Origin of the sequence: Microbacterium enclense (assembly GCA_038182865.1) — a bacterium.
Lineage (GTDB): Bacteria > Actinomycetota > Actinomycetes > Actinomycetales > Microbacteriaceae > Microbacterium > Microbacterium enclense_B.
This window is the reverse complement of the sequence record CP116226.1, coordinates 1,098,278-1,124,297: the sequence shown is the minus strand read 5'-3', so window position 1 is coordinate 1,124,297 and position 26,020 is coordinate 1,098,278. Positions and strand designations below refer to the sequence as shown.

Below are 26,020 nucleotides of genomic sequence, written 5' to 3'. Positions count from 1 at the left end.
GACGCTGGCTGCACCCGAGCTACGGAATGCGCAAACGAACGCGGTGCCGACCGGTGCGGCCCCGCGGCCTTCGGCTCGCACGTCCGCGACGCCGCGCGCTCCCCACGTCAGGAGGATCGGATGCCGCGCGCCCGCCCGATCGCGACGACACCGAACGCGACGCCCACGATCACCGCGGCGATGACCACGATGTAGAGCGCGACGCTTCCCCAGCCGCCGTTCGCGGGGTTGAGGAAGGGGTAGGGGTACCAGAACGGGTCCCCCGTCGTGGGGTTGGTGATGAGCGGTGCGCGCACGAGCGTGTACGCGATCCACGCGAGAGGGAAGATCGCTGCGCCGAGGGCCGCGCTCCAGGGCAGTCGTCGACGGCACGGTCCGATCACGACGTCGAGCAGGAGGAAGAGCGGACCCCACACGTGCATGACCTCGTTCGACCAGCCGACGGTCTCGGGTTGCAGGGGCAGACCCCGGAGCAGGAGGTTGTAGACGACGCCCGTGACCACCATGTACGTCGACACCCAGGCGAGCACGGTGGCGAGCGCCGGGGGATCGGCGTCGAGACGGCGGCCCCGCGCGAAGAACCGGACACCGACGATCGCCAGCGCCACCATCGCCGAGACGTTGGAGAGGATCGTGAAGAAGCTGAAGAAGTTCGCCACGACCGTGGCGACGTCGCGTCCATTGGCCTGAGCGCCCGCGAGCGAGGACACGAACTGCGCCATGACGGCCGCCGCGATGACGGCCGCCACGGCGACCCGCGCGATGTTCCAGCCCGTCGCCCACGCCGCCGATCGCCCCATGGGGTCACCGTATCGAGGCCGCCGGTTCCGACGGGGGGCTTGCGGGGCGGTGTCGGACCCTCTCGATAGGATGGGGTGTACCGCCGGACAACATGCGAGGAGCACTCATGCCCGGAATCGTGATCGTCGGCGTCCAGTGGGGCGACGAGGGCAAGGGCAAGGCCACCGATCTGCTCGGTGAGCGCACCGACTGGGTGGTGAAGTTCAACGGCGGCAACAACGCCGGGCACACCGTCGTCATCGGCGACGAGAAGTACGCCCTGCACCTGCTGCCCAGTGGCATCCTCTCGCCCGGGGTGACCCCTGTCATCGGCAACGGTGTCGTCGTCGACCTCGAAGTGCTCTTCGCTGAGCTCGAGGCGCTCAACGCCCGCGGCCTCGACACCAGCCGGCTGAAGATCAGCGCCAACGCGCACATCATCACGCAGTACCACCGCACGCTCGACAAGGTCACCGAGCGCTTCCTCGGCAAGCGCCAGATCGGCACCACCGGGCGCGGCATCGGTCCCGCGTACGCCGACAAGATCAACCGTGTCGGCATCCGCGTGCAAGACCTCTTCGACGAGAACATCCTGCGCCAGAAGGTCGAGGGCGCCCTCGACCAGAAGAACCACCTGCTCGTGAAGGTCTTCAACCGCCGCTCGATCACGGTCGACGAGGTCGTCGAAGACCTGCTCGCCTACGCCGAGCGCGTGCGCCCCATGGTCGCCGACACCTCACTGCTGTTGAACGAGGCTCTGGATGCCGGCGACATCGTCGTCTTCGAGGGCGGCCAGGCCACCATGCTCGACGTCGACCACGGCACCTACCCCTTCGTCACGTCGTCGTCCGCGACGGCCGGCGGGGCGTCGACCGGCTCGGGCGTCGGCCCGAACCGCCTCGACCGCATCGTCGGCATCGTGAAGGCCTACACCACGCGTGTCGGCTCCGGCCCCTTCCCCACCGAGCTCTTCGACGAGAGCGGTGACTGGCTGCGCTCGCGCGGCTTCGAGTTCGGTACGACCACCGGTCGCCCGCGCCGCGTCGGCTGGTACGACGCGCCCATCACGCGCTACGCCACGCGCATCAACGGCATCACCGACCTCGTGCTGACCAAGCTCGACATCCTCGGTGGACTCGACGAGATCCCCGTGTGCGTCGCCTACGACGTCGACGGCGTCCGCTTCGACGATCTGCCCGTCAACCAGACCGACTTCCACCACGCGAAGCCGATCTACGAGACCTTCCCCGGCTGGAGCGAAGACATCTCCACGGCGCGCACCTTCGAGGATCTGCCGCAGACGGCCCAGGAGTACGTGCTCGCCCTCGAGAAGATGAGCGGCACGCGCATCTCGGTCATCGGCGTCGGCCCCGCGCGCGACCAGGTGATCGTGCGACACAACCTGATCGACTGACGTGCGGTTCTGGGTGGGGGCGTACGCGCCCGACGCAGGCTCGGCCGAGGGCATCGGCATCCTGCAGGCCGGAGACGCCGATTCGGTGTGGGCCTCGGGTCCGCTCGGCATGGTCGGCACCGCGGTGGCCGCTCCCGGTTCCGCGTCGTGGGTCGCCGCGCACCCCACGAACGACGTGCTGTATGCGGCTCTCGAGTCCGACGGAACCGTGCAAGCGTACCGCCGTACGGGCGAGACCCGGCTGGCGCCCCTGGGGCCCGCGCTCGACGCCGGCGAGGCCGTCTGTCACGTCGCCGTCTCCCCCGACGCCTCGTTCCTCGTCGCGAGCTGCTGGAGCGACGGCCGTGTCGTCCGTTTCGACCTGGATGCCGCCGGCCGCCCGTCGCGCCCGCGGATCGCCGTCGACGCCGTCGACCCCTGGGGTGCCGAGTCCGCCGGAGGCGCGGTGTCGACCGGGGCCCGGGTCTCGGGCGCGCCCGTCCCCGACCTCGCCGCCGCCGCTCGCGCGCTGCGCGAGGCTGCGGGCGACGACTACGGCCACCTCGTGCCCGACTACGACGCCGTTCCCGAGACCGACGCCGAGTCCGAGGAGGCCGCCGCGGGTGCCCGCGTCTCCCGCACGCATCAGGCGATCTTCCTCCCCGGCGGTCTCGTCGCGACCACCGACATGGGCTTCGACCTGGTGCGTCTCTGGCGTCCGGCAACCGACGGTCTGCGACTCGTGCAGCAGGTGGTGCTGCCGAAGGGCAGCGGACCACGGCACGGGGTGTGGCATCCGTCCGGCCACCTCTACGTCGTGACCGAGCTCAGCCGCGAGGTGTTCGTCTTGGCCCCGGATGCCGAGGCCCGCTGGCGCATCGTCTCGGGTCAGCCGCTCGTGGGCACCCTCGAGACCGACACCGCCGCCGAGCTGTGCGCGAGTCGCGACGGCACCATGCTCTACGCGGGAGTCCGTGGCAGCGACACGATCGGCGTGCTCGCCGTGCGTGGGGCGGGGGAGTCGTTGCAGCTCACGGCGCTCGCCGACGCCGGAACCCACTGGCCGCGGCATCACGTCGTGGTGAACGACACCCTGCTGGTGGCCGGGCAGCTGGCCGACGAGATCGTCTCGCTCCCGCTCGACCCGCGCACCGGGGTGCCGGGCCGCGTGCGCCACCGCACCGCGTCGCCCTCGCCGACGCGGTTGCTGCCGATGCGCTGAGCCCGGCGGGACCGCCCCGCGTGAGGCCGATGCGCAGGTCGGCTGAGCGGCCTCAGAACCCCTGTGCGGCCGGCTTGCGTTCCCAGGCCTCGCGGTACGCGTCGGCGAGGGTGAGGTCGCGTGCAGCGTCGTTGTCGGCCAGCACGGTGACGTGCGGGTGCAGCTGAATGGCGGAGCCCGGCAGGATCGCCGAGACGGGACCCTCCACGGCGCCGGCCAGGGCGGCACTCTTGTCGGGGCCGAAGGCCAGCAGGATGAGGTGCCGCGCCTCGCGGATCGTGCCGATGCCCTGGGTGATGCAGTGCACGGGCACCTCCGCGTCGTCGGCGAAGAAGCGCGCGTTCGCCTCTCGCGTCGAGGCGGCGAGCGTCTTGACGCGCGTGCGCGATCCGAGGGACGATCCGGGCTCGTTGAAGCCGATGTGGCCGTTGCGTCCGATGCCGAGGATCTGGATGTCGACGCCCCCGGTGAGGGCGATCGCGCGGTCGTAGTCCTCGGCGGCCGCGAAAGGATCGGCGGCGCCGCCGTCGGGCACGTGCACGTGAGCGGGGTCGAGACCCAGCGGCGTCGTGACGGTGCGCTCGATGACGGCCGCGTACGACTCGGGGTGGGCGGCGGGTAGTCCCACGTACTCGTCGAGTGCGAAGGCACGCACCCCCGACGTGTCGATGCCGTTCTCGACGACGCGGTGGGCGAGGTGGCGGTAGAACCGCTCGGGGGTGGAGCCGGTGGCCACCCCGAGCACGAGCTGCGGGTGCGCCGCGATCGCGCGGGCGACGTGGTCGGCGGCGAGGGCGGATGCCTCGTCGGCGGTGCGGGTGACGACGACCTCGGCCATCAGACCATCTCCGTTCGTTCGAGGCGGTGCGCCCCGCTCATCCGGGCCCCTGCGGTCAAGGCGGCGCCCCACGCGCCCGCCCACGATCCGAGCTGAGCGCGGACGATGGGGGGAACGGAGTGGAAGGTGGCCTGGCGGTGGGCCTTGTCGACCGCGGGGTCGATGATCCACGTCGGCGAGTTCGAGAGACCGCCGCCGATGACGATCACGCCGGGGTCGATCATGGCCATGAGGCTCAGCAGGCCGTTGGCGAGGGCGGTGGTCGCCTCGTCGAGGATCGTGCGGGCGGTTCCGTCGCCGCGCTCGGCGGCGAGGACGACATCGAGCGCGCTCGACTGCGCCTGCACGCCACGGGCACGATCCCAGCGCGCACCGAGGCGTGTGCCGCCGAGCACCGACTCGAGGCATCCCGATTGTCCACACGTGCACTTCTCGCCGCGTCCGGTGGCGATGTGGCCGATCTCTCCGGCACCCCCATGAGCGCCCTTGCGCACCGCCCCGTCGACGACGTGGGCGCCCGCGATGCCGGTGCCGAGTGCGAGCACGAACACGTCGTCGGCCCCGCGGCCGGCGCCGAGCACCGCTTCCGCGATCGCTGTCGCGACGCCGTCCTGTACGGCCTCGCCCGGGATGCCGATCCGCTCCGACAGCTCCCGCGCCGGGGCGAGACCCTCGAGCCAGCGCATGTTGGCGCTGGTGACGACCGCACCCGAGGCCTCGTCGAGGATGCCGGCCACGGTGATCCCGAACGCGTCGGCTCTGTCGTCGGCGAGGAAGGCGCGGGTGATCTCGGCCAGCTCGTCCATCGCGGCGGGGCCGCGCGGGGTCGGCGCGTCGTCGGTGCGCACGTGTTCGAGACGTCCGCCGGCGTCGCGCGCGAGCAGCAGCTTGACCCGCGTGCCGCCGTTGTCCACTCCCAGAAGAAGCGTCATCTCGCCTCCTCGGTCGAACGCAGGATGCCGATCAGGCGGCGCGCCTCGTCGGCATCGGCGGTCTCGTGTCCTCCACCATCCGGAGCGGCCGAACCCAGGCGAACGCCCCGACGCCCGGCCACGGCACGCTTCACGGAGGCGTGTACGGCGTCGACGCCGGTGGCGGCGATGCGCGCGACGTTGTCGGCGCGGACGCCGCTCCCCGCCATGATCTGGATGGCACGATCTGCGCGAGCCACCAGTCGCTCCAGCACGGGAAGCGCCTCGTCGGCCCGAGCCGCTCCGCCCGAGGTCAGCACCCGGGTGACGCCGAGGTCGACGAGTCGATCGAGGCCGGCATCCAGGTCGGACAGATTGTCGAACGCCCGGTGGAAGGTCACGGGCATGCCGTCGGCGGCGACGACGATGCGTGCGACGAGGTCCTCGTCGAGACGGCCGTCGCGGAGTCCGCCGCCGACGACCCCGGTGGCACCGTGGGCGCGAGCCCACAAGACGTCTTCGACGATCAGGCGCCGCTCCGCGTCGTCGTACTCGAAGTCTCCTGACCGCGGCCGGATCAGCACGTGAACCGGGATGCCGGAGGCGGAGGCCGCGGCGATGAGACCGGCCGACGGGGTCAGACCACCCAGCGACAGCGCCGAGCACAGTTCGATGCGATCCACCCCGAGGTCGGCCGCGACGCGGATGCCCGCGGCATCCTGTACCGCCAGCTCGAACGCGGTCATCGCAGGACCGTCGCCGTCAGGTCGGGGACCGTGTCGAACACGTCGAACGGGAACATCGGCCGCTCGATACGACGGTGTCCCAGACGGGCGAGGTCTTGATCGACCGGTCCCGGCGTCAACGCCAGGGTCCAGCCCGCGGCGACGTCGTACAGCGTGGGCTCGAGGTAGCCGATCTTCGTCACCACGATGTCGGTCTCGAGCGGATCGATGCCGACCGCGCGGAAGTCGTCGACGGCGTGGAACGCCGCGCGGCGCTCGGTGACGATCACGCGCAGGGCGCCGATGCCGATGACGACGGCGCGTCCGCCGACCGGGTGGTCGTGCCGACCCAGCAGGACGCCGGAGAGGCGGACGGGCCCGCTCACGCGGTCGTCGACGCGGGCGCCGGCGTCGATGTCGACGGGGGAGCCCACGGCCGTGTCAGCGAGCGAAGCGACGGCCGCCGGGTCGAAGATCGACGCGACCGCGACGCTCAGATCGTCGGCGGCGCCGGTGAGGCGCTCATCCGCGAGCAGATCGTGCAGGCTCCAGGTGACGTCGCCCGAGCCGCCCGCTCCCGGGTTGTCGCCCGAGTCGCTGACCAGGTACGGACGGGCCCCGCGGGCGGCGCGGTGCGCGAGGCCCGCGTCGATGGCCTCGGCGAGCGAGCCGGGCGGGCCGACGAACGAGAAATCGTCGCGCGCGTCCCAGAGTGCCCGCGCGAGGGCCTCGGCCTCGGCGGTGATCGCCGCCGGGTCGGAGCCGCTCACCAGCACGGTCGCGTGGCAGCGGGGTTCGTCGGCCCACGCGTAGCCGATCCAGATCGAGGCGTCGGTGATCCCCGGCATCCGTTCCACCTCGTCGAGGCGGCCGTAGAGGCTCTTCGCGGGCTCGACGCGGGTGGACGTCTTCTCGCCCGGGAGCAGGATCGGCACGCGTACCCAGGCGCGCACCGGCCGCTCGTCGCGGCCCACCCACTCGAGCAGGGTCCGCGCCGCCCGCTCACGGGTGTCGTCCGCGTCTTCGTGCGGGGCGAGGCGGAAGCATGTCGGCAGATCGACGGCGCGGGCGAAGCGCTCCGAGACATTGCCGTGCAGGTCCATGGGAGCGGCGATCAGGGGGCGCGGCCCGACGACCGCGCGCACGGCCTCGACGAGGTCGCCCTCGGCGTCGTCCATGCCCTCGACGCCCATTGCTCCGTGCACGTCGAGGTACACGGCATCCAGGCGTCCGAGGTCGGCGAGGCCCGTCGCGATGCGGGAGCGGAAGTCGTCGTACACCTCGGGGCGCACCTGCCCACCGGGGAGGGAGCGCGCGTAGAAGACGCCGATCCATTCGGCCGCGTCGCCGAGCGGCGTACCGGGTGCGAGGAACGGGTAGCGCGAGAGCACCTCCTCGCCGTGCAGCTGCACGAAATCGTCATAGCCGGCGCGGTGTGCCGCGTACGCGCTGGACTCGATGGCCATGCCGACGATGGCGATCCGGGGGAACTGCGCGGTCATCGCCCGCCCAGACCCGACGTCGCGATGCCTTTGACGAGGTGCTTCTGCAGGGCGATCACGAGGATGGTGGTGGGGATCATCGAGATGATCGTCGCCGCCATCTGCAGGTCCCAGCGCGTTCCGGACTGCGTCGCGAAGCTGGCCAGGCCGATGGGCAGGGTGCCGAGCGCGTTGTAGTCGTTGACGGTCACGAGGGGCCAGAGGTAGCTGTTCCAGTAGTTGAGGAAGGTGAAGACGGCCAGCACCGCGAGCGCGGACCCCGCCAGGGGCAGGATCACCTGCAGGAAGGTGCGCACGGGACCGGCGCCATCCACCCGCGCCGCCTCCTCGAGCTCGAACGGGATGCCGCGGAAGAACTGCCGCATGAGGAAGGTGCCGAAGGCCGTGAAGGCCCACGGGAAGATGAGCGACTGGTACGTGTCGACCCAGCCGAACCACTGCATGACGACGAACATCGGGATGACCAGCACCTCTTGCGGGACCATCAGGGTGCCGAGGAACAACACGAACACGATGTCGCGCCCGGGCCAGCGGAGGCGCCCGAAGGCGTAGCCGGCCGTGGCCGAGACCGCCAGGACGACGAGCACACCGGCGATCGACACGATGAACGAGTTCGCGATGTAGGTCGTGAAGGGCGCGAAGCTGAACACCTCGAGGAAGTTCTGCCAGCGCACCTCGCTGCCGATGAGCGTCGGCGGGGCGAGCAGCACCTCGTTCGAGGGCTTGAGGGCCGAGAAGAACGCGTACACCAGCGGCGCGGCGAAGATCACGGCCGCCACGATCACAGCGATGTACGCGCCGATCAGGCCGAGGCGCTCGCCGCGAGAGGTCGGCTGACCGCGGCGTCGGCCGCGTCGACCGCCGGGCGGGCCCTCGACGGCGGTCGCGGGCGACAGCGGTGCCGGGCGGTGGGTCTGTCGCAGGGTCTCAGTGCTCATAGTGCACCCACCTCTTCTGCGCCCGGAACTGCAGCGCCGTGATGCCGATGATGATGACGAACAGGATCCAGGCGCCCGCGGCGGCGAGGCCGAGATCTTGAAATTTGAAGCCGGTGTTGTAGATGAACATCACCAGCGGCACCGTCGAGGTGCCGGGGCCGCCGCCGGTGAGCAGCTGCGGCTGCGCGAAGACCTGCATCGAGGAGATGATCGTCATCACCGCCGCGAAGAAGATCGCGGGGGAGATCAGCGGGATGAGCACCTGGACGATGAGCCGGATGCCACGGGCCCCGTCGATCTGGGCGGCTTCGACGACCGAGGTGGGCACCTGCTCGAGAGCGGCGGTGAGGACGAGCATGTTGTAGCCCATCCCCGCCCACACGCTCATGGCGACCACGGCGATCATCGCCCAGTTCTGGTCGACGAGGAAGTTCGGCAGTTCCCAGCCGAAGAGCGACACGGTCACGCCGTTGAGCAGGCCGTCGGGCTGCAGCACGAGGCGCCAGATCAGCGCGCTCGCGACGATCGGCGTGACGACGGGGATGAAGAAGAGCACACGGAAGACCGCGCGGCCGCGGATCCGGGGGCCCAGGAGCAGCGACAGCCCGAGAGCCACCACGAGGTTCAGCGGGACGTACAAGAGGGTGAACACCGCGGAGTTGCGCAGCGCCGGCCAGAATTCCGGCGACGAGGTGAGCAGCGTCACGTAGTTGTCGAAGCCGACGAACGCGCGCTTGCCGAAGATCGGCCAGTCGAACAGGCTCATGACGATCGCGAGCCCCACCGGGAGCACGGTGAACACCGCGAGTCCCAGCACGGCGGGGGTGATGAAGCCGAGCGCCTGACGGCGCTCCCTCATCTCGATCGTGTTGCGCCGTCGCCGCGGGGCGATGGAGGACTCGGTGACCATCCGGTGGCCTTTCGTCATGAGGACGCTCGCAGGTACAGCTCGATCACGGGCAGCGCGACCGACGGCGGCTGCACGGGGAGCTTCAGCGTGAGGGTGCCGGGCTCGGGGGCCGCGGGCTGGAGGTTGAAGGCCTCTTGGTCGGCGGGGATGTTCTCGAAGAGCACCTCGGACCCGTCGTCGAGGAAACGGGCGAAGGCGACCCGGTCGGCGAGGTCGGGGAGGTGCAACAGGCCGAAGGGCCAGTCGAACAGGTGCGCGTACAGGCGGTCTCCGCGCTGGGTGTACACGACACCCGACGGAGGGGTGAACGACGACGCGGCGGCGCCGCGGATGGCATCCGCGTGCCGGGTCATCCACTCGCCCACCTCTGAGAGCAGGGCGGCGTCGCGCGGGGCGATCTCGCCGCGCCCGGTGGGCCCGACGTTCAGCAGCAGGTTGCCGCCCAGCGCCACCGAGCGGGCGAGCATGCGCACGAGCAGCGCCGCGCTCTTGCTGTCGTGGTTGTCGCGGTGGTACCCCCAGCTGCCGTTGATCGTCTGGCAGGCCTCCCACACGAGCGGCACGCCGTCGCGCTCGAAGGGGCGCACGGGCTGGTACTGCTCCGGGGTGACGAGATCGGCGGGGATTCCCAAGCGGTCGTTCACCACCATGTCGGGCTGCAACTCCCGGCAGAGGGCCAAGAGGGTCTCGGCATCCCAGTCCTCGGGTGCCTTGCCGGGCAGACCGTCTTCCTCGGCGGGCTCGGTGAAGTCGAAGAAGAGGTAGTCGAGCGGGCCGTAGCCGGTGAGCAGCTCGCGCACCTGGGCGTGCAGGTAGGCGCGGTAGACGGCCATGTCGCGCGCGGCGTTGCGCTCGGCGACGTCGGCGGCGCCGCGCTGGGGGTGGTGACGGTCGATCGTGTAGTGCGGGTGCGACCAGTCGAGCAGCGAGAAGTAGAGGCCGACGCGGAGCCCCTCGGCGCGCAGGGCGTCGACGTACTCGCGCACGAGGTCGCGGCCGCAGGAGGCGACGGCGTTGAAGGGCGTCGTCTGCGTGTTCCACAGGCAGAACCCCTCGTGGTGCTTGGCCGTCAGGACGACGTAGCGCGCACCGGCCTCGCGGGCCTGTCGGGCGAGGGCGGGGGCGTCGAAGAGGTCGGGGTCGAAGTACTCCGCGTAGCGGGCGTAGTCCTCCGCCTCGATGCGCTCATAGTTCTGCACCCACTCGTGGCGTGCGGCGACGCTGTAGAGCCCGAAGTGGACGAACATCCCGAAGCGGTCGTGGACGAACCAGGCGGTGCGGCTCGCGGTCATGGCGGTGCTCCTCGCAGGAGAAGGGGGAGGCGGCACCGAGCGGTGCCGCCTCCCCGTAGGGCTTACTTACCGAAACGCTGCTCGAGGCCGTCGAGCACCGACGACATGGTCGCCTGGCCGGTGTAGACGCTCACGAGTTCGTTCGGCATCGCGGTCGCCACCTGCGTCCACTGGTCGGTCACCCGCTGCGATACCGCGCCTTCGAAGGCGGCGGTGAAGGCCTGCGTGAGGTTGTCGCGCGTGGCATCCGGAAGCGAGGTGAAGAACTCCGGCTGGCTGGCGAGCTGCGCCGGGTAGCCGCCCTGCTGCGCGATGACCGACTGCACGTCGGGGCTCGACAGGGCGCCGAGCACCTTGAGCGCGGCGTCCTTGTTCTCGCAGTTCGCGGCGATGCCGTAGCCCGAGCCGAGGGCCACGCCGTAGGCGCCCTCACCGCCGCGCGGGATGCGCACCGCGCCGGCCGAGAAGCCGAGGTCGGGGCCCGTGAGCGTGGATGCCATCCAGGTTCCCTCGATGATCATCGCGGCCTTGCCGTTCTCGAACTGCGTGGTGGTCCAGGCGGAGTCCGAGGCGGAGGGGACGGCGTCGGACACGCCGAGCTTGGTCACGAGGTCGCCGTAGCGCGTGGCGGCCTCGACGAAGCTCGGGTTCGTCAGGTCGAGCGCGCCGGAGTCGTCGACCGGCTGCAGGCCCGTCTCGGCCATGGGGAGCGAGAGCCACTGGAACTCGTCGACCGAGACGGCGAAGCCCTTCGCGCCGGCCTTGGCGGTGATCTCGCTCGCGGCCTTCTCGAAGTCGTCGATGGTCCAGTCGTTGGTCGGAACGGGAGCGCCGGCCTTGGCGAACAGATCGGCGTTGTAGAAGAGCAGCATCGCCGCCGTGTCGTACGGCAGGCCGTACAGTTTCCCGCTGTTCTCCATGACGCTGAGGGCACCCGGGTTGTAGGCGTCGCGCGAGATCCCCATGGTCGCCAGGTCGTCGTCGGTCAGCTCGTCGAACACCTCGGTGTAGCCGGCGAGACGCTGACCGTTCATGCCGGTGACGCAGGCGACCTTGCCCGACGCCATGTTGGTGTTCAGCTTGGTGAAGTAGTCGGCCCACGGAGCGGTCTGCAGCTCGATGGTGATGTCGTCACCGACGAGCTTCTGCGCGACGGCCATCTGATCCTTGAGCTTCTGCTCGGACGCGGTGTCACCGGCCCACATGTTCCAGACGATGGTCGTCTTGCCGCCGTCGGCTGCGTTGCCGCCGGAGGCGCAGGCCGTGAAGCCCATCGCCGCGACGGCGACGAGGCCGGCGAAGGCGATCCGTTTCTTGTGCATGAGGTTTCCTCTCGGGTGCGGGCTGCGGAGGTCGGGTCCGGCGTATCAGCCCTGGAGACATCGGATGAATGGGTCTTGGGGAGAAGCTAACGGCGCGGGACCCGTCTGCTTCATTCCGTAACGGACCTGTTACACAGATCGGATGAAGTCGTTATTTTGACTTCAATTGGTGAAATAAGTCAGACGTGGGCGCGAGCGAGGGCGTCGATGGATGCCGCCGACAGCAACTCATCTCGCACGAGGAGCGCCGCGCCGCGCGCGCCGATGTCCCACCCTTCGGCCGACGCAGAGACGTCGAGCGACGACGTCGACAGCGGCAGGCAGAGGTCGTAGATGCTCGAGCGCACTCCCGCGACGAAAGCGTCGGTGGTGGCGATGACGCCCCCGAGCACGAGGCGCTCGGGATTGAAGAAGCCGACGATCGTCGCCAGCACACTGCCCGTTCTGAGCCCCGCCTCCCGGAGCAAGCGCGTCGCGAGCGGATGCCCGTCGCGAGCGAGATCCGCGAGCTGCGCCACGTCGTCGACGCGGATGCCGCCCGCGGTCATGGCCTCACCGATCGCGCGGCCGCCGGCGATCGCGTCGAGGCACCCGACACGCCCGCACACGCAGGCCACCGTCGACCCGGCCACCGCGATGTGCGTGATGTCGCCGGCCACGCCGGTCGCTCCGCGATACAGCGCCCCGTCCACGATGATGCCGACACCGATGCTCGAACCCGCCTTCACCACGAGCATGTTCGCCGAGCGCCGGCCGTCGGCGATGTGCTCGCCGAGCGCCATGGCGTTCGCGTCGTTCTCGCACCGCACGGGCACGCCGGCGATGCCGCCGAGGATGGCGGAGGCGTCGATGCCGTTCCACCCGGGCATCCGCGACGGGGAGATGATGCGGCCGTCGGGGACGCCGACCGGCCCGGGGACCGCGAGACCGATCCCCGCGAGGGTGACGGGGTCTGCGGCGGACTCCACGAGTGAGAGGACCTCGCGGTGGATGCCGCGCAGCACCACCTCCGGAGCCCGCGCGATGTCGAGACTCATCCGATGACGAGCCACGCGGGCGCCACGCAGGTCTTCCAGGATGATCGTGGCGTGAGTGGCGCCGAGGTCGATGCCCGCGATGACCCGCCCGTCGCGGGCGAGGGCGAGTTTGCGCGGACGCCGTCCCCCTCGGGACGCCGTCTCACCGGCCTCTTCGACGACGCCGAGGCCGAGCAGCTCGTCGACGCGGAGTGTGATCGTCGAGGGCGCGAGGCCTGTCAGCCGCGACAGGTCCGACCTCGAGCGGGCGAGGCCGTCACGGATGAGTGAGAACACGCCGCCCGTCGACGTGAGGTGGGGGTAGGGCGCGTTCATGCCGATGCTCCGATGGTGGGGTGCGGTGACGAGATCATTGCACGTGCGCGGCGGCCCGCTCACGTCTCGCCGGCCCCGGCGGTCGCGCGATACATCTGATCTCTGCAGTACCGTGGCGGCATGTCCACCTCGATCCCGGTGCCGTTCTTCGTCGATCTGCACTGTCACGGGGCCCTCGGCCACGGCTTCGACGACGCCGACCTCGAGGGCGTGAGCGCCGCGGTCGCGCACCACCGCGCGCACGGGACGGCGTCGATGCTCGTGAGCCTCGTGAGCGCGCCCCTCGATCGTGTGGAACGGCGGCTTGCGGCCCTGCGCGAGATGCTGCCCGAGCTACCCGGGGTCGCCGGGGTGCACCTGGAGGGGCCCTTCCTCGCCGAGGAGCGCCGCGGGGCGCATGATCCCGCCGCTCTGACGGTCCCCGCCCCGGAGGCCGTGGAGCGCCTCCTCGACGCGGGGCAGGGGATCGTCCGGCAGGTCACTCTGGCCCCCGAGCTGCCCGGAGCGATGGATGCCATCGACCGTCTCGTCGCGGCAGGCGTCGTCGTCGCCGTCGGGCACACCCAGGCCGACTACGCCCGCGCGGCCGAAGCGTTCGACCGCGGCGCGCGCCTGCTCACCCACGCGTTCAACGCCATGCCCGGTCTCGGCCATCGGGACCCCGGCCCCGTGGGGGCGGCGCTCGCGCGCGACCACGTCGTGGTCGAGGTCATCGCCGACGGGATCCACGTGCACCCGGTCGTGCTGCGCGCCCTGTTCGATGCGGCGTCCGGCCGCGTGGCGCTGGTCACCGACGCGATGTCGGCCACGGGGCTGGGCGACGGTCGCTACACGCTCGGCGGACTGCTCGTGGACGTGCGCGGCGACCGCCCGGTCGTGTCCGGGACCGACACGCTCGCGGGATCGACGCTCACGATGGATCGGGCCGTCGCCGTGACCATCGCGGCGGGCGTGCCGGAACCGGTCGCGCGGGCCGCCGCATCGACCGTTCCGGGCCGGGTGCTGCGCTGAGGCCTACTTCTTGGCATCCTGACGCGGGATGACGATCTGCTTGATGATCAGCAGGATCGACGCCGTGACGGGGATGGCCACGAGGGCGCCGGGAAGGCCCAGGAGCGTGCCGCCGACGAGGGCGCCGATCACGACGAGGGAGCCCGGGACCGAGATCGTCCGGTTCATCACGCGCGGCGTGAGCAGGTATGCCTCGATCTGCATATAGATCAGGTAGACGATCGCGAAGATGAGTCCGGCGGTCGGGTTGACGAGCAACGTGAACAGCGTGGCCGTCGCCCAGAACAGCACGGAGCCGACGAGGGGGATGAGCGTGATGCCGAACGCGAGGGCCGCGAGCAGGGCGGCGAAGGGCTGCTGCAGGATCGTCAGGACGATGAAGGCGAAGACCGCGTTGCAGAGGGCGAGCACGACCATTCCGGCGAGGTAGCCGCCGACCGATTCGGTGATCTGGCCCGTCAGGTCGGCGACCGTCGCGCGGCTGCGGGCGGGGGTGAGTCGCACGAGACTGTTCTTCATCTTCGGCAGGGATGCCAGGAAGTACAGGCTCAGCACCAGCACGATGATCGCCCCTGAGACGAACGTGCCGATGGTCACGCCGACCTGCAGGAGGCCTCCGCCGATGGCCGCGATGTTGGTGGGGTTGGTGAAGAAGTTCTGGATCTCGTTGATGATGTCGCCGACGCTGTCGCCCAGGTTCGCCTCGATCCACATCACCCACTCGCTGTGCCGGGTGTCGTTGACGAAGGTGGGGATGTCGGAGACGAACTGCTCGACCTGGCGCACCACGGGAGGAATGAGCAGCCACAGCGCCGCCGCGAGGATGACCGCCAGGCCCCCGAACACGATCACGATGGCCCAGGCGCGCGAGATCCCGCGACGCACGAGCAGGCGCACGAGGGGGTCGAGGGCGAGCGCGATGAAGAGCGCGATCGCGATGTAGATCAGCACGGTCGACAGGTTCGAGAGCGCGAGGCCGAGCAGGAATGCGGTCAACCCGCCGAGGGTGAGGAAGAACCCCGCCGCGTACGGCCGGGAGATCGCCGACCAGACGGGCCGGTCGCGCGAGGTGGGTTCCCCGGCGTCTGCACCTTCAGCGGTGGGGTCGGGGCGGGTCGATCGGCTCATCCTCACACTGTAGGGGTCGGCTGCGAGGGCGCGTCCGAGGTTGCTCCGCGCGATAGTCTCGGAGCGATTCGGGAGGACATATGACGGACGCCGACCCCACGAGGATCCTGCAGAACCTGCGGGGCAGCATCGACAACATCGACGCCGCGCTGATCTTCCTGCTGGCGGAGCGCTTCCGCTGCACCAAGCAGGTCGGCGTGCTCAAGGCGAAGCACGGGATGCCGGCATCCGACCCGGCTCGCGAGGAGCAGCAGATCGCGCGGCTCATGCGACTGGCCGAAGACGCCGACCTGGATCCGGCGTTCGCCGAGAAGTGGTTCAACTTCGTGGTCGCCGAGGTCATCCGCCACCACCGCTCCGCGGCCGCCGAGCCCGCCGCCGACTGACGCGCGGCGTCCTCGTGCCCGTGTCGCGCGAGCGCGTCGCGGACGCCCCCGCCGTGTGCACGACACGCCCGGGGCGACATCTCGGCGGGAGCGGCGGGTGGCCGCGAGCACGCGCGCGCGTGTGCCATGCGGCATCCGGAATCGCAAGCCGCGGGGCGACTTGCCAGCCGATCCATCAGCGTGAAAACCTAGTCGTGGCCCGTTTTTGGGCCGCCCACCCGACCAGTCCGCGGTCGCGGTGACGACTCGGGGGAGTCGACGCTGCGAGCGTACGGTCGGCGGCCTGGGCACCGGATCCGACATCCGGTGCCGACGCGCTTTCTCCCCCGGAGAGCGCTGACGGCTGCCACCCGGGCGTGACCGATGCGGCCGACCCGACGGCCGCCGAGGTACACAGTGACCACTCCGCCTGCCCTCGCAGCGCCTGCCCTCGCGGCGAAGAACCTGTTCAAGGTCTTCGGCCGTTCCCCGCAGGCCGCCGTCGAGAAGCTCCGCTCCGGTGCCCGCCGTGACGAGATCGCCGACCACGGGACCGCAGCCGTCATCGACGCGAGCTTCGACGTCCAGCCCGGTGAGATCTTCGTCATCATGGGTCTCTCCGGCTCCGGAAAATCCACGATCATCCGCATGCTCAACGGCCTGCACGAGGCCACCGCCGGCACCGTCGAGGTGCAGGGCGACGCCCTCACCGGCGTCGGTTCGGCCCGTCTGCGCGCCCTCCGACGAGAGCGCCTCGCGATGGTGTTCCAGCACTTCGCGCTCCTGCCTCACCGCACGGTCGCCGCCAATGTCGCGTACCCGCTCGAGCTCCGCGGCGTCGGCAGAACCGAACGCCTGGCCAAGGCCGACGAGATCCTCGCGCTCGTGGGACTCGAGGGGTGGGGCGACAAGCTCCCCTCGGCCCTGTCCGGCGGGATGCAGCAACGCGTCGGCATCGCCCGCGCGCTCGCCGCCGACACCGACATCCTGCTCATGGACGAGGCGTTCAGCGCCCTCGACCCGCTCATCCGCCGCGAGATGCAGGAGCAGCTCCTCGAGCTCCAGCGCACGCTGAAGAAGACCATCGTCTTCATCACTCACGATCTCAACGAGGCCATGTTCCTCGGCGACCGCATCGCGGTCATGCGCGACGGGCGCATCGTGCAGATCGGCACGCCCGAAGACATCCTCACCGACCCGGCCAACGACTACGTCGAGCAGTTCGTGCAGGACGTCGACCGTGCCCGCGTGCTGACCGCCGGCAACGTGATGGAGCGTCCGCGTCCGCGCGTCGACGCCTCCGCGGGGCCGCGCACGGCCCTGCGTCAGATGCGCGACGCCTACATGTCGGCCGTGTACGTGACCGACCGGGATCGCAAGCCGCTCGGCATGATCACGGACCGGGATGCCATCAAGCTCGTCCGAGCGGGCGAGAACTCGCTGCGCAGTCGGCTCAAGCCGATGCCGCAGAGCGTCCGCGAGGACGACGTCCTGATGAACCTGTTCGTGCCCTCGGTCGAGTCGCCGCTTCCCCTCGCTGTGCTCGACGCCGAGGGTCGTCTCGCCGGCGTCATCCCGCGCGTGACCCTGCTCGCGGCCCTCGGACCGGGCCCGACCGCCACGGAGGAGATCACCGTGCTCCCGCAGCCGCTCCCGTCCGCCGAGATCGACGCGGTGCTCGCCGACGCGGCATCGGCCACCGAGATCGAGGAGGTGCGCTGATGGACGGGTTCCGCATTCCTGTCGGCTCGTGGGTCGACGCCGGCGTGGACTGGCTCCGCGACAACCTCTCGGGCCTCTTCGACGTCATCGCCGTGACGGTCCGCTTCCTGGTGGGCGGCCTCAGCGACGTGCTGCTGGCCGCGCCGATCATCGTGGTGATCATCATCGCGGCGCTGCTGGCGTGGCTGCTGCGCTCGTGGAAGCTCGCGATCGGCACCGCCATCGGCTTCGCTCTCATCCTCGCGATGGGGCAGTGGGTCACCGCGATGCAGACGCTCGCGCTCGTGCTCGTGGCCACCGTCGTCGCCGTCGGCATCTCGGTGCCGCTCGGCATCTGGTCGGCCCGCAACCCGGCCGTGCGCGCGGTGCTGAAGCCGATCCTCGACTTCATGCAGACGATGCCCGCGTTCGTGTATCTGATCCCCGCGATCACGTTCTTCAGCATCGGCGTCGTACCCGGCGTCGTGTCGACGGTGATCTTCGCGCTCCCCCCGGGCGTGCGCTTGACCGAGCTCGGCATCCGCGGCGTCGATTCCGAGACGGTCGAGGCCGGACACGCGTTCGGTGCGACCCCGGGGCAGATCCTCCGCGGCATCCAGCTGCCGCTCGCGATGCCCACGATCATGGCCGGCGTCAACCAGGTCATCATGCTCGCGCTGTCGATGGCCGTCGTGGCCGGCATCGTGGGCGCCGACGGCCTCGGCAAGGAGGTCGTGCAGTCGATCTCGACCGTCAACCTGCCCAAGGGTGTCGAGGCCGGCCTCAGCGTGGTCATCCTCGCGGTCTACCTCGACCGGCTCACGGCGGCGCTCGGCAACCGCGCCGACAACCGCTCGTCGTTGCTCGCGGTCCTGGGACGGCGTCGCGCCGCCGGGACGACGGATGCCACGCCCCCGCGCCCCACCCCGACGACGACCGCGCCCGTCGAGGCGGAGTCCGCCCGCACCCCGGTCTCCACCGGCGCCTGACTCCCCGGCATCCCTGTCTCCCTTCCCGAGGGGTCGGAACCATCGACCCCTCGGGAAGGACGTAACCCACGGAATCGCATACGAAAAGGAAGAGATCACAGCAATGAACAAGCGACACCTCACCGGCGCCCTCGCTCTCGGCGCCGTCGGCGCCCTCGCGCTCGCCGGCTGCGCGAGCGGCAACCAGGCCGAAGGCGGCTCGGGCACCGATGACAGCAAGGGCACGATCACGCTCGGCTTCCTGCCCTCGTGGACCGACGGTCTGAGCACCGCCTATCTGCTCGAGGACCAGCTCGGCAAGCTCGGCTACGACGTCGAGATGCAGACCCTCACCGAGGCGGGACCGCTCTATGCGGGCCTCGCCCAGGGCGACGTCGATATCTACCCGTCGGCGTGGCCCGAGCTGACGCACGCGGACTACATGAAGACGTACGGCGACAAGATCGACGACCTCGGTTCGTACTACGACAACGCCAAGCTCACGATCGCGGTGCCGAGCTACGTCGACATCGACTCGATCGAGGATCTCAAAGCCAACGCGGCGCGCTTCGACGGACGGATCTACGGCATCGAGCCGGGGGCGGGCCTGACGAAGCAGACGCAGGAGACCATGCTCCCCGGCTACGGGCTCGACGGTGACTTCGAACTCGTCACATCGTCGACCGCGGCGATGCTCACCGAGCTCGACAACGCCATCGCGGCGCAGAAGGACATCGCCGTCACCCTGTGGCGTCCCTTCTGGGCGAACGACGCGTACGACGTCAAGGACCTCGAGGACCCCCAGGGTCTGATGGGTAAGCCCGAGGCCCTGCACTTCCTCGGCACCTCCGGCTTCGCCGAAAAGTACCCGGATGCCGCCGAGCTCATCGCCGGCATCGAGCTCGACGACGAGCAGTACGGCTCGCTCGAAGACCTCGTCGTGAACGAGTACGGCGAGGGCAAGGAAGCCGAGGCCGTGCAGGCGTGGCTCGAGCAGAACCCGAGCGCGTTCCCGACGCAGCGCTGATGTGACGGCGGCGGCGGCTCCCTCGGGCGGCCGCCGCCGCGGTCAGTGTCGCGACCGTCGCTCGTCGCAGAATCGCCGCCTCCTCGCCCTTTCCTCCCGAAAGGCTCCGAGCACGCCGCGATTCTGTGAGGCTCCCCTCACGTTCCCTGCCGCCCGTCATCAGCGCAGCGCGCGCGCTGCCGTGAACCGCGTGAGGAAGCCGGGGTGACCCGCCGGCATCGCGAGCACCGAGTCGGGGATGCGGCCGGTGAGCTGGGGGAAGCCGGCGTCAGCCACGAGCTGGTCGTCCAGCACGTCGAGCTCCGCGTCGACCAGGGGCCAGGGTGCGTGCTCGTTCGCGGCCCAGATCGTGCGCCCGAGGTGACGCTCGTGGAATCCCCAGCGCGCGGTGAGAAAGCGTGAAAGCGGAGAGTCGACCCTCTCGGCGCCGAGCGTCGCTCGCACGCGGGTTCCCGGATGCCGGCCCCCGACACGCCGCGACCGGAACTCGATCCGCGGCCCCTCGGCGCGTACCCCCGCGCGCGCCCATCGGTAGGGCAGGCCGAACATCGCCCGCGCGGCCAGGACCGGGGCGAGGTGCTCGGCTTCGAGCGTGCGAAAGACCACCCCGCGGCGTCCCTCGTCGTCGATGGCGTACGTGCGCACGTTGATCTCGGTGAACGTCCCGAGGAGGGGGACCGGGGGCAGCGGGAGGAACCGGAACTCGCTCAGCACGAAGGGCACGAGACCCACCCACGCGGTGCCGTCGTGCACATCGGGCCGCGTCCCCGGCGGCAGCAGCGGGGCGACTTCGGCGGGATCGATGCGCCAGTGCACGAAAACGGCCCGGTTCCAGCGCTGCGCGATGACGGCGCGGCCCGGGAGATCGGGTGCAGAGCGGTCGGTGTCCACGGGGTCATTCTGACCCCGACGCCCCGCCGCGGAGGGAGACTGGACACATGGCCTCGTCATCTGGTGCGGATCCTCGGCTGGTGGCATCCATCCGCGAACTCTTGGCCGAGCGGGACGCCGACAAGACGATCTGTCCATCGGAGGCCGCCCGTGCGGTCGGTGGCGAACAGTGGCGAGACCTCATGCAGCCCGCGCGCGACGCCGCGCACGAGCTGGTCGGTCTCGGCGAGGTCGAGGTGACGCAGAAGGGCGAGGTCGTGGATGTGACCACCGCGCGCGGACCGGTGCGGATCCGTCGAAAGCGCTGAGGCGCCCGGAACCCGCAGAAGGGCGCGTTCGTCGGAGAATCCGCCGCGAGATCTGCGGGATCCGCTGAGAACTCCGAGATGCGGGCGCGGCGCGCGTCAGGTCGCAGGCTCGGGTGGGGCGACCGGGCCGCGCGCAGACGGGCCTGCGCCGCGCGGCAACTCGAGCGCGACCTTCTTCTCGAGCTCGTCGACCGCGTCGTCCGAGAGCCAGATCAGCCCGTCGAGTTCCTCGCGGACGCGCTTGTACGCGAGCTGGCGCTCGTTCGGGGTGGCGGCCTGGTCGGTTGCGACGGTGAGCAGCTGCTTCGCGGTGTCGAGGCGCTTGCGCTCCTCGGGGGTGAAGGCCGCATCCTTCACGCGACGGGCGTCGCGCTCTGCGACGTCGAAGGCGACCTCGTAGTCGGTGACCGCCTCGCGGTAGTCCTTCAGGCGCTCGGGCGTGAGCGACTCGCCGTCGCGGGGACGCAGGTTGTCGGCGACCTTCTTCGCGCGCAGGAACGCCGCCGTCAGCGGCTGGCGACCGTCGCTCATCGCGGGGTAGGTGATGAGTTTCCCCGCGTCGAGCTCGTACTCGAGCCACCGGTGGGTGACGGCATCCTGGGCGGTGACGAGGCGTTGCTGGTCGTCGGTCTCGAGGTTCGCCGCCGCGATCGGAGCGGCGGCAGCACCGCCCTGCGCGCGGATCATCTCGAGCTGCTCGCGGTGGCGCCGACGGGCCTGCATCTCGCGGCGCTTGATGCGCGCGTTGACCGCCCCCATCGTCATGCCGAAGAGGGGGAAGACGAGCCACCAGTAGGCGCCCGCGAAGCTCCAGAAGTCGTGCACGGCGTCATGCTACGCCGGTCGGCGGTGACGAAACCGGTCGGCGGGATCGGCACCGCGTCTATCGCGGATCGCGGTCCGTGGCATCCGGATTCTTCTTGGCGCGCTTCGCGCTGCGTTCATTCCAATTGCGGGCGGCGGCGCGCCCCATCGACTCCATCGATCGCGCGAGAGCGCGCTGCGCCGTCTCGGCGAGGTCGGAGGCGACACGGCCCCAATCGTCTGTGCCGCCGAAGGCCGGTGGTGGGGTTTTCTCGCCGTGCCGCGCCACCCGCTCAGCGTGCTCGAACGCGTTCACCGTGCGGCGGACGGCGTCACGATAGGCGAGGAAGTCCGCGGGTTCGAGGCGGGTCTGCGCGGACGTCGGGCGCAGCCATTGGGCACGCTCATGCGCCCGGAGGAACTCGGCCAGCAGCGGCGAACGCGAGTCCGACATCGCGGGGTAGTCGATCGCGAGGGCGGGGTCGGTCTCGTATGCCATCCACCGCGCGAGCACTGCGTCGTGCTCGGCGAGCAGTCGCTCGACCGGGAGCGGGGCGCTGCCCGAACGGATCGCGGGGAGCATCGCCTGGGCGGCCTTGACCGCCGCGCGGCGCGCGCGCATCTCCGCCGAAGAGGCGCGCAGAGCGTGCTGTGCGGCGACGAGCCGCGCGCGTGCGGCCGACACGGCTTCGGAAGAGCCTCGGGATGCCGCCCGCTCCGCCTGCGCGCGGACGACCTCGGCGTCGGCGATCTTGACGTCTGCTCGACCTCGCGTGATGGCCTGGCGGGCGGTGAGGAGGTCGAGCTGGGCGGCGTCGAGTTCGAGGCGGCGCGCAGCGGCCTTGCTCATCGGGCGGGATGCCCACGCGCGGGCGGCGCGGTCGGTCGTAGTCGTGGTGCCCGCGGGGAGCGCGCGCTGCCGGGTGCGGCGCACGCCGATCCAGCCGACTGTTCCGGCGCCAGCCGCGGCGGGCCCGATCCACCACCAGTCGACCAGCAGGGCCATCAGCGGTTCCACATCCCCATGCTACGTCGGGGATCCGACATGGTGCGGGGCGTCGAGCCGGAATCCGCAGGCCGCGACCGACCGGGGCGGCTCGCCGGGTGCCGTCGTGCGGGTGCTCGCGAGTGCTCGCGGGTGCTCGCGGGTGCTCGCGGGTGCGCACGGGTGCGGGCGGGTGCGAGGGCGCCGGGGTGCGCGTGCTGGGGGTCGCGTGCTGTGGGACCGCGTGCTGGTGTGCGAGCGCTGGGGGCCGCGCGTTGGCGTGCCCGGGTGCTGTGGGCTCCGTGCTGTGGGACCGCGTGCCGTGCGCGCGGATCCGGAGATGGGCAACAGATTCGGAGGGAATCCGGCTTTTCATCCGGATCTGTTGCCGCTTTCCGATTCTGCGAACGCGTCCGCGCCCCCGGCGGGTGGCCGCAGCCGCGCGCACGGGGCGCCTGCCGGCTCCGGGCTCCGCGTGCATGGGGCGCCGGCGAGCTCCGCGGGTGCTGTGGGCTCCGTGCTGTGGGACCGCGTGCCGTGCGCGCGGATCCGGAGATGGGTAACAGATTCGGAGGGAATCCGGCTTTTCATCCGGATCTGTTACCGCTTTCCGATTCTGTGAACGCGTCCGCGCCCCCGGCGGGTGGCCGCAGCCGCGCGCACGGGGCGCCTGCCGGTTCCGCGCTCCGCGCGCCCGGGACGGCTGCGAGCTCCGCGGGTGCTGTGGGCTCCGTGCTGTGGGACCGCGTGCCGTGCGCGCGGATCCGGAAATGGGCAACAGATTCGGAGGTAATCCGGCTTTTTATCCGGATCTGTTGCCGCTTTCCGATTCTGTGAACGCGTCCGCGCCCCCGGCGGGTGGCCGCAGCCGCGCGCACGGGGCGCCAGCCGGCTCCGGCGGCCCGGGACCCGCGGGGTCAGCCGAAGATCAGCGTCAGAACGGTCGCGCCACCGCCGGTGAGCACCAGCGCGGCGATGACCACCCACGCGGTGATCTTCACGCGGCGCTGCCGCTTCTCGTCGAACACGGACATGTCGTCGTCGTTCGTCACCGCGTCTCCTCTCGGCTCGGGGTGGGCGGGGTGGGTCAGGCCACGGGCTCCGCGACCGTGGGACCGAAGACGGCGGGAAGCGTGTCGTTCGACAGGCGGCGCAGCTCGGACACGGGCACGGTGAACACGTCCTGGATCTCGAGGGATGCCTCGGTGCCCGGCTCGACGTCGGTCACGCCGATGCGCAGCACCGGGTAGCCGCGGCCGTCGCAGAGGCCCCGGAACTTCACGTCTTCCTCGCGGGGGACGCTCACCAGCACGCGGCCGGTGGACTCGCTGAACAGGGCGGCCGTGGCATCCACGCCGTCACGCTCCATCAGCTCGGTGAGCCAGACGCGCGCGCCGACACCGAAGCGCATGACGCCTTCGGCGAGGGCCTGCGCGAGACCGCCCGACGACAGGTCGTGCGCGCTCGAGACGAGCGACTGCGAGCCGGCTGCCTGCAGCAGCTCGGCGAGCTTGCGCTCCTGCGCGAGATCGACCTTCGGCGGGCGGCCGCCGAGGTGGTCGTGGATGGTGCCGGCCCACTGCGAGCCGTCGAGCTCGTCGGCGGTGACACCGAGGAGGTAGAGGTTCTCGCCGGCATCCTGCCATCCGCTGGGGATGCGGGCCGCGACGTCATCGATGATGCCCAGAACACCCACGACCGGGGTCGGGTGGATCGGCTGGTCGCCGGTCTGGTTGTAGAACGAGACGTTGCCGCCCGTGACCGGGATGCCGAGCTCGAGGCATCCGTCGCTCAGACCCTCGACGGCCTGGCTGAACTGCCACATGACCTCGGGGTTCTCGGGGCTGCCGAAGTTGAGGCAATCGGTGACAGCGGTGGGGACGGCGCCCGTGACGGCGACGTTGCGGTAGGCCTCGGCCAGGGCCAGCTTCGCGCCGTTGTAGGGGTCGAGCTGGTTGTAGCGGCCGTTGCAGTCGGTGGCGATCGCGAAGCCGAGACCGGTCTCCTCGTCGACGCGGATCATGCCGGCGTCGTCGGGGAAGCTCAGGGCGGTGTTGCCGAGCACGTAGTAGTCGTACTGGTTGGTGATCCACGAGGTGTCGGCGAGGTTGGGGCTCGCGACGAGGGTGGTGAACTGCTCGCGCAACACGTCGTTGTCGGTCGCGCGAGGCAGTTTCGTCGCGGAGTCGGCCTGAAGCGCGTCGATCCACGTCGGGTAGGCGACGGGACGCTCGTAGACGGGGCCGTCGACCGCGACGGTGGAGGGGTCGACGTCGACGATGCGCTCGCCGTACCAGTCGATGACGAGGCGGCCGTCTCCGGTGACCTCGCCGAGCACGCTGGTCTCGACGTCCCACTTGCCGACGACGGCGAGGAACGCGTCGAGCTTCTCGGGCGCGACGATCGCCATCATGCGCTCCTGCGACTCCGACATGAGGATCTCTTCGGGCGTGAGCGACGGGTCGCGCAGCAGCACCTTCGAGAGCTCGACCTTCATACCGCTGTCGCCGTTGGCGGCGAGCTCGCTCGTGGCGCACGAGATGCCCGCGGCCCCGAGGTCTTGGATGGCCTCGACGAGGTCGTCGCGGTAGAGCTCGAGGCAGCACTCGATGAGCACCTTCTCGGCGAACGGGTCGCCCACCTGCACCGCGGGGCGCTTGGTGGGTCCGCCGTCGGCGAAGGTGTCGGATGCCAGGATGCTCGCGCCGCCGATGCCGTCGCCGCCCGTGCGGGCACCGAACAGCACGACCTTGTTGCCGACGCCCGTAGCGTTGGCGAGCTTGATGTCTTCGTGGCGCATGACGCCGACGGCGAGGGCGTTGACGAGCGGGTTGCCCTGGTAGACCGCGTCGAACACGGTCTCGCCGCCGATGTTCGGCAGGCCCAGGCAGTTGCCGTAGAACGAGATGCCGCTGGTGACGCCGTGCACGACGCGCGGGGTGTCGGGGTGGTCGATCGCGCCGAAGCGCAGCTGGTCCATGACCGCGACCGGGCGGGCGCCCATCGAGATGATGTCGCGGACGATGCCGCCGACGCCGGTGGCCGCGCCCTGGAAGGGCTCGATGTAGCTGGGGTGGTTGTGCGATTCGACCTTGAAGGTGACGGCCCAGCCTTCGCCCACGTCGACGACGCCGGCGTTCTGGCCCATGCCCACCATGAGGCGCGTCTTCATCTCGTCGCTGACCTTCTGGCCGAACTGACGGAGGTAGATCTTGCTCGACTTGTAGGAGCAGTGCTCGCTCCACATGACCGAGTACATCGCCAGCTCGCCGCTCGTGGGGCGGCGGCCGAGGATCTCGCGGATCTGGGCGTACTCGTCGGCCTTCAGGCCGAGGGCGCCGTAGGGCTGGTCTTTCTCGGGCGTCGCGATCGCGTTCTCGACCGTGTCGGCAAGAGCCGTACGGGCGGCGGGGGCGGCGGATTCGGGTGAGGTGGTCACGCGGCTGAGCTCCAAGAATCGCGGGGGCCGGACGGGGATCAGTCTAGTTGGGTGGGCCGACATGCCCGGGCGACGTCGGTACGCCCCGGCAGCCCCCGACCATGCGGCGGAATCGAGGGGTGGAACCGCGACGGGGATGCCGCTCGCACGGCGGTGCGCGCGAGAACTCCGGAGGCCGGTCCGTGCGTGCAGCCTCGATGGGCAGTCC

The 26,020-nt window shown here is 70.7% G+C and carries 24 protein-coding genes; 8 read left to right on the top strand and 16 right to left on the bottom strand.

Going from position 1 to position 26,020, the window contains the following annotated elements; all coding sequences use genetic code 11:
* Nucleotides 1–107: 107 nt before the first annotated feature.
* The gene (locus tag PIR02_05245; GenBank protein ID WZH38074.1) at nt 108–800 is read right to left on the bottom strand and encodes a Pr6Pr family membrane protein; all 693 of its coding nucleotides are present in this window, start codon (nt 798–800) and stop codon (nt 108–110) included.
* Between the two features lie 107 nt (nt 801–907).
* On the opposite strand from PIR02_05245, the gene PIR02_05240 reads away from it, so the two are divergent.
* Nucleotides 908–2,194, top strand: a complete 1,287-nt coding sequence (locus tag PIR02_05240) for an adenylosuccinate synthase (protein ID WZH38073.1) — start codon at nt 908–910, stop codon at nt 2,192–2,194.
* Between the two features lies 1 nt (nt 2,195).
* Nucleotides 2,196–3,395: a beta-propeller fold lactonase family protein gene (locus PIR02_05235; GenBank protein ID WZH38072.1), complete on the top strand. Its 1,200-nt coding sequence runs from the start codon at nt 2,196–2,198 to the stop codon at nt 3,393–3,395.
* A 52-nt stretch (nt 3,396–3,447) separates the two neighbouring features.
* Here PIR02_05235 and PIR02_05230 read toward each other — a convergent pair whose 3' ends face one another.
* From PIR02_05230 to PIR02_05190, 9 genes are all read right to left on the bottom strand, one after another.
* The gene (locus PIR02_05230) at nt 3,448–4,233 is read right to left on the bottom strand and encodes a glucosamine-6-phosphate deaminase (GenBank protein WZH38071.1); all 786 of its coding nucleotides are present in this window, start codon (nt 4,231–4,233) and stop codon (nt 3,448–3,450) included.
* Complete coding sequence (locus PIR02_05225) at nt 4,233–5,165, bottom strand: ROK family protein (GenBank protein ID WZH38070.1); 933 nt, start codon at nt 5,163–5,165, stop codon at nt 4,233–4,235. Before PIR02_05225 ends, PIR02_05230 begins: the two co-directional genes overlap by 1 nt.
* Nucleotides 5,162–5,890, bottom strand: coding sequence for a copper homeostasis protein CutC (locus PIR02_05220; GenBank protein WZH38069.1), 729 nt, complete (start codon nt 5,888–5,890; stop codon nt 5,162–5,164). Before PIR02_05220 ends, PIR02_05225 begins: the two co-directional genes overlap by 4 nt.
* The gene (locus PIR02_05215; GenBank protein ID WZH38068.1) at nt 5,887–7,371 is read right to left on the bottom strand and encodes a M81 family metallopeptidase; all 1,485 of its coding nucleotides are present in this window, start codon (nt 7,369–7,371) and stop codon (nt 5,887–5,889) included. The genes PIR02_05220 and PIR02_05215 overlap by 4 nt, the downstream gene beginning before the upstream one ends.
* Nucleotides 7,368–8,309, bottom strand: coding sequence for a carbohydrate ABC transporter permease (locus PIR02_05210; protein ID WZH38067.1), 942 nt, complete (start codon nt 8,307–8,309; stop codon nt 7,368–7,370). The genes PIR02_05215 and PIR02_05210 overlap by 4 nt, the downstream gene beginning before the upstream one ends.
* On the bottom strand, nt 8,299–9,237 hold the full coding sequence (locus PIR02_05205; protein WZH38066.1) for a sugar ABC transporter permease: 939 nt from the start codon (nt 9,235–9,237) through the stop codon (nt 8,299–8,301). Before PIR02_05205 ends, PIR02_05210 begins: the two co-directional genes overlap by 11 nt.
* Nucleotides 9,234–10,511, bottom strand: coding sequence for an alpha-L-fucosidase (locus PIR02_05200; protein ID WZH38065.1), 1,278 nt, complete (start codon nt 10,509–10,511; stop codon nt 9,234–9,236). Before PIR02_05200 ends, PIR02_05205 begins: the two co-directional genes overlap by 4 nt.
* A 62-nt stretch (nt 10,512–10,573) precedes the next feature.
* Nucleotides 10,574–11,833: a sugar ABC transporter substrate-binding protein gene (locus PIR02_05195; protein WZH38064.1), complete on the bottom strand. Its 1,260-nt coding sequence runs from the start codon at nt 11,831–11,833 to the stop codon at nt 10,574–10,576.
* 179 nt (nt 11,834–12,012) lie between these two features.
* A complete protein-coding gene (locus tag PIR02_05190; GenBank protein ID WZH38063.1) occupies nt 12,013–13,185 on the bottom strand; it encodes an ROK family protein in 1,173 nt (390 codons plus the stop codon).
* A 120-nt stretch (nt 13,186–13,305) separates the two neighbouring features.
* On the opposite strand from PIR02_05190, the gene PIR02_05185 reads away from it, so the two are divergent.
* Nucleotides 13,306–14,196, top strand: coding sequence for an amidohydrolase family protein (locus PIR02_05185; protein WZH38062.1), 891 nt, complete (start codon nt 13,306–13,308; stop codon nt 14,194–14,196).
* Between the two features lie 3 nt (nt 14,197–14,199).
* On the opposite strand, the gene PIR02_05180 is transcribed toward PIR02_05185, so the two are convergent.
* Nucleotides 14,200–15,324 carry an AI-2E family transporter gene (locus PIR02_05180; GenBank protein ID WZH38061.1) on the bottom strand — a complete coding sequence of 375 codons (1,125 nt, stop codon included), beginning with the start codon at nt 15,322–15,324 and terminating at the stop codon, nt 14,200–14,202.
* 80 nt (nt 15,325–15,404) lie between these two features.
* Here PIR02_05180 and PIR02_05175 point away from each other — a divergent pair, with 80 nt between their 5' ends.
* The 4 genes from PIR02_05175 to PIR02_05160 all read left to right on the top strand — a co-directional run bounded on the left by PIR02_05175 (nt 15,405) and on the right by PIR02_05160 (nt 19,385).
* The gene (locus PIR02_05175; protein WZH38060.1) at nt 15,405–15,710 is read left to right on the top strand and encodes a chorismate mutase; all 306 of its coding nucleotides are present in this window, start codon (nt 15,405–15,407) and stop codon (nt 15,708–15,710) included.
* A 396-nt stretch (nt 15,711–16,106) separates the two neighbouring features.
* The gene (locus tag PIR02_05170; GenBank protein WZH38059.1) at nt 16,107–17,411 is read left to right on the top strand and encodes a betaine/proline/choline family ABC transporter ATP-binding protein; all 1,305 of its coding nucleotides are present in this window, start codon (nt 16,107–16,109) and stop codon (nt 17,409–17,411) included.
* On the top strand, nt 17,411–18,379 hold the full coding sequence (locus tag PIR02_05165) for an ABC transporter permease subunit (protein ID WZH38058.1): 969 nt from the start codon (nt 17,411–17,413) through the stop codon (nt 18,377–18,379). Before PIR02_05170 ends, PIR02_05165 begins: the two co-directional genes overlap by 1 nt.
* Nucleotides 18,380–18,482: 103 nt before the next feature.
* Nucleotides 18,483–19,385 carry a glycine betaine ABC transporter substrate-binding protein gene (locus PIR02_05160; GenBank protein WZH38057.1) on the top strand — a complete coding sequence of 301 codons (903 nt, stop codon included), beginning with the start codon at nt 18,483–18,485 and terminating at the stop codon, nt 19,383–19,385.
* Nucleotides 19,386–19,544: 159 nt separating this feature from the next.
* Here the strand turns inward: PIR02_05160 and PIR02_05155 are convergent, their stop codons facing one another.
* Complete coding sequence (locus PIR02_05155) at nt 19,545–20,276, bottom strand: DUF2071 domain-containing protein (protein ID WZH38056.1); 732 nt, start codon at nt 20,274–20,276, stop codon at nt 19,545–19,547.
* Nucleotides 20,277–20,323: 47 nt separating this feature from the next.
* On the opposite strand from PIR02_05155, the gene PIR02_05150 reads away from it, so the two are divergent.
* Nucleotides 20,324–20,584 (top strand): DUF3253 domain-containing protein, encoded by a 261-nt coding sequence (locus PIR02_05150; GenBank protein ID WZH38055.1) that lies wholly within the window; start codon nt 20,324–20,326, stop codon nt 20,582–20,584.
* 96 nt (nt 20,585–20,680) lie between these two features.
* Here the strand turns inward: PIR02_05150 and PIR02_05145 are convergent, their stop codons facing one another.
* The 4 genes from PIR02_05145 to purL all read right to left on the bottom strand — a co-directional run bounded on the left by PIR02_05145 (nt 20,681) and on the right by purL (nt 25,812).
* Entirely contained in the window at nt 20,681–21,409 is a 729-nt protein-coding gene (locus PIR02_05145; protein WZH38054.1) for a hypothetical protein, read from the bottom strand.
* A gap of 58 nt (nt 21,410–21,467) precedes the next feature.
* A complete protein-coding gene (locus PIR02_05140) occupies nt 21,468–22,406 on the bottom strand; it encodes a hypothetical protein (protein WZH38053.1) in 939 nt (312 codons plus the stop codon).
* 884 nt (nt 22,407–23,290) lie between these two features.
* Nucleotides 23,291–23,425 (bottom strand): hypothetical protein, encoded by a 135-nt coding sequence (locus PIR02_05135; protein WZH38052.1) that lies wholly within the window; start codon nt 23,423–23,425, stop codon nt 23,291–23,293.
* Nucleotides 23,426–23,460: 35 nt separating this feature from the next.
* Nucleotides 23,461–25,812, bottom strand: a complete 2,352-nt coding sequence (gene purL, locus PIR02_05130; GenBank protein ID WZH38051.1) for a phosphoribosylformylglycinamidine synthase subunit PurL — start codon at nt 25,810–25,812, stop codon at nt 23,461–23,463.
* Between the last annotated feature and the right edge of the window lie 208 nt (nt 25,813–26,020).

Bases quoted from the DNA above. Each gene is read 5' to 3' on its own strand.
- PIR02_05245 (WZH38074.1), bottom strand. From the start codon at position 800: ATGGGGCGATCGGCGGCGTGGGCGACGGGCTGGAACATCGCGCGGGTC.
- PIR02_05240 (WZH38073.1), top strand. From the start codon at position 908: ATGCCCGGAATCGTGATCGTCGGCGTCCAGTGGGGCGACGAGGGCAAG.
- PIR02_05230 (WZH38071.1), bottom strand. From the start codon at position 4,233: ATGGCCGAGGTCGTCGTCACCCGCACCGCCGACGAGGCATCCGCCCTC.
- PIR02_05225 (WZH38070.1), bottom strand. From the start codon at position 5,165: ATGACGCTTCTTCTGGGAGTGGACAACGGCGGCACGCGGGTCAAGCTG.
- PIR02_05220 (WZH38069.1), bottom strand. From the start codon at position 5,890: ATGACCGCGTTCGAGCTGGCGGTACAGGATGCCGCGGGCATCCGCGTC.
- PIR02_05215 (WZH38068.1), bottom strand. From the start codon at position 7,371: ATGACCGCGCAGTTCCCCCGGATCGCCATCGTCGGCATGGCCATCGAG.
- PIR02_05210 (WZH38067.1), bottom strand. From the start codon at position 8,309: ATGAGCACTGAGACCCTGCGACAGACCCACCGCCCGGCACCGCTGTCG.
- PIR02_05205 (WZH38066.1), bottom strand. From the start codon at position 9,237: ATGACGAAAGGCCACCGGATGGTCACCGAGTCCTCCATCGCCCCGCGG.
- PIR02_05200 (WZH38065.1), bottom strand. From the start codon at position 10,511: ATGACCGCGAGCCGCACCGCCTGGTTCGTCCACGACCGCTTCGGGATG.
- PIR02_05195 (WZH38064.1), bottom strand. From the start codon at position 11,833: ATGCACAAGAAACGGATCGCCTTCGCCGGCCTCGTCGCCGTCGCGGCG.
- PIR02_05190 (WZH38063.1), bottom strand. From the start codon at position 13,185: ATGAACGCGCCCTACCCCCACCTCACGTCGACGGGCGGCGTGTTCTCA.
- PIR02_05185 (WZH38062.1), top strand. From the start codon at position 13,306: ATGTCCACCTCGATCCCGGTGCCGTTCTTCGTCGATCTGCACTGTCAC.
- PIR02_05180 (WZH38061.1), bottom strand. From the start codon at position 15,324: ATGAGCCGATCGACCCGCCCCGACCCCACCGCTGAAGGTGCAGACGCC.
- PIR02_05175 (WZH38060.1), top strand. From the start codon at position 15,405: ATGACGGACGCCGACCCCACGAGGATCCTGCAGAACCTGCGGGGCAGC.
- PIR02_05165 (WZH38058.1), top strand. From the start codon at position 17,411: ATGGACGGGTTCCGCATTCCTGTCGGCTCGTGGGTCGACGCCGGCGTG.
- PIR02_05160 (WZH38057.1), top strand. From the start codon at position 18,483: ATGAACAAGCGACACCTCACCGGCGCCCTCGCTCTCGGCGCCGTCGGC.
- PIR02_05150 (WZH38055.1), top strand. From the start codon at position 20,324: ATGGCCTCGTCATCTGGTGCGGATCCTCGGCTGGTGGCATCCATCCGC.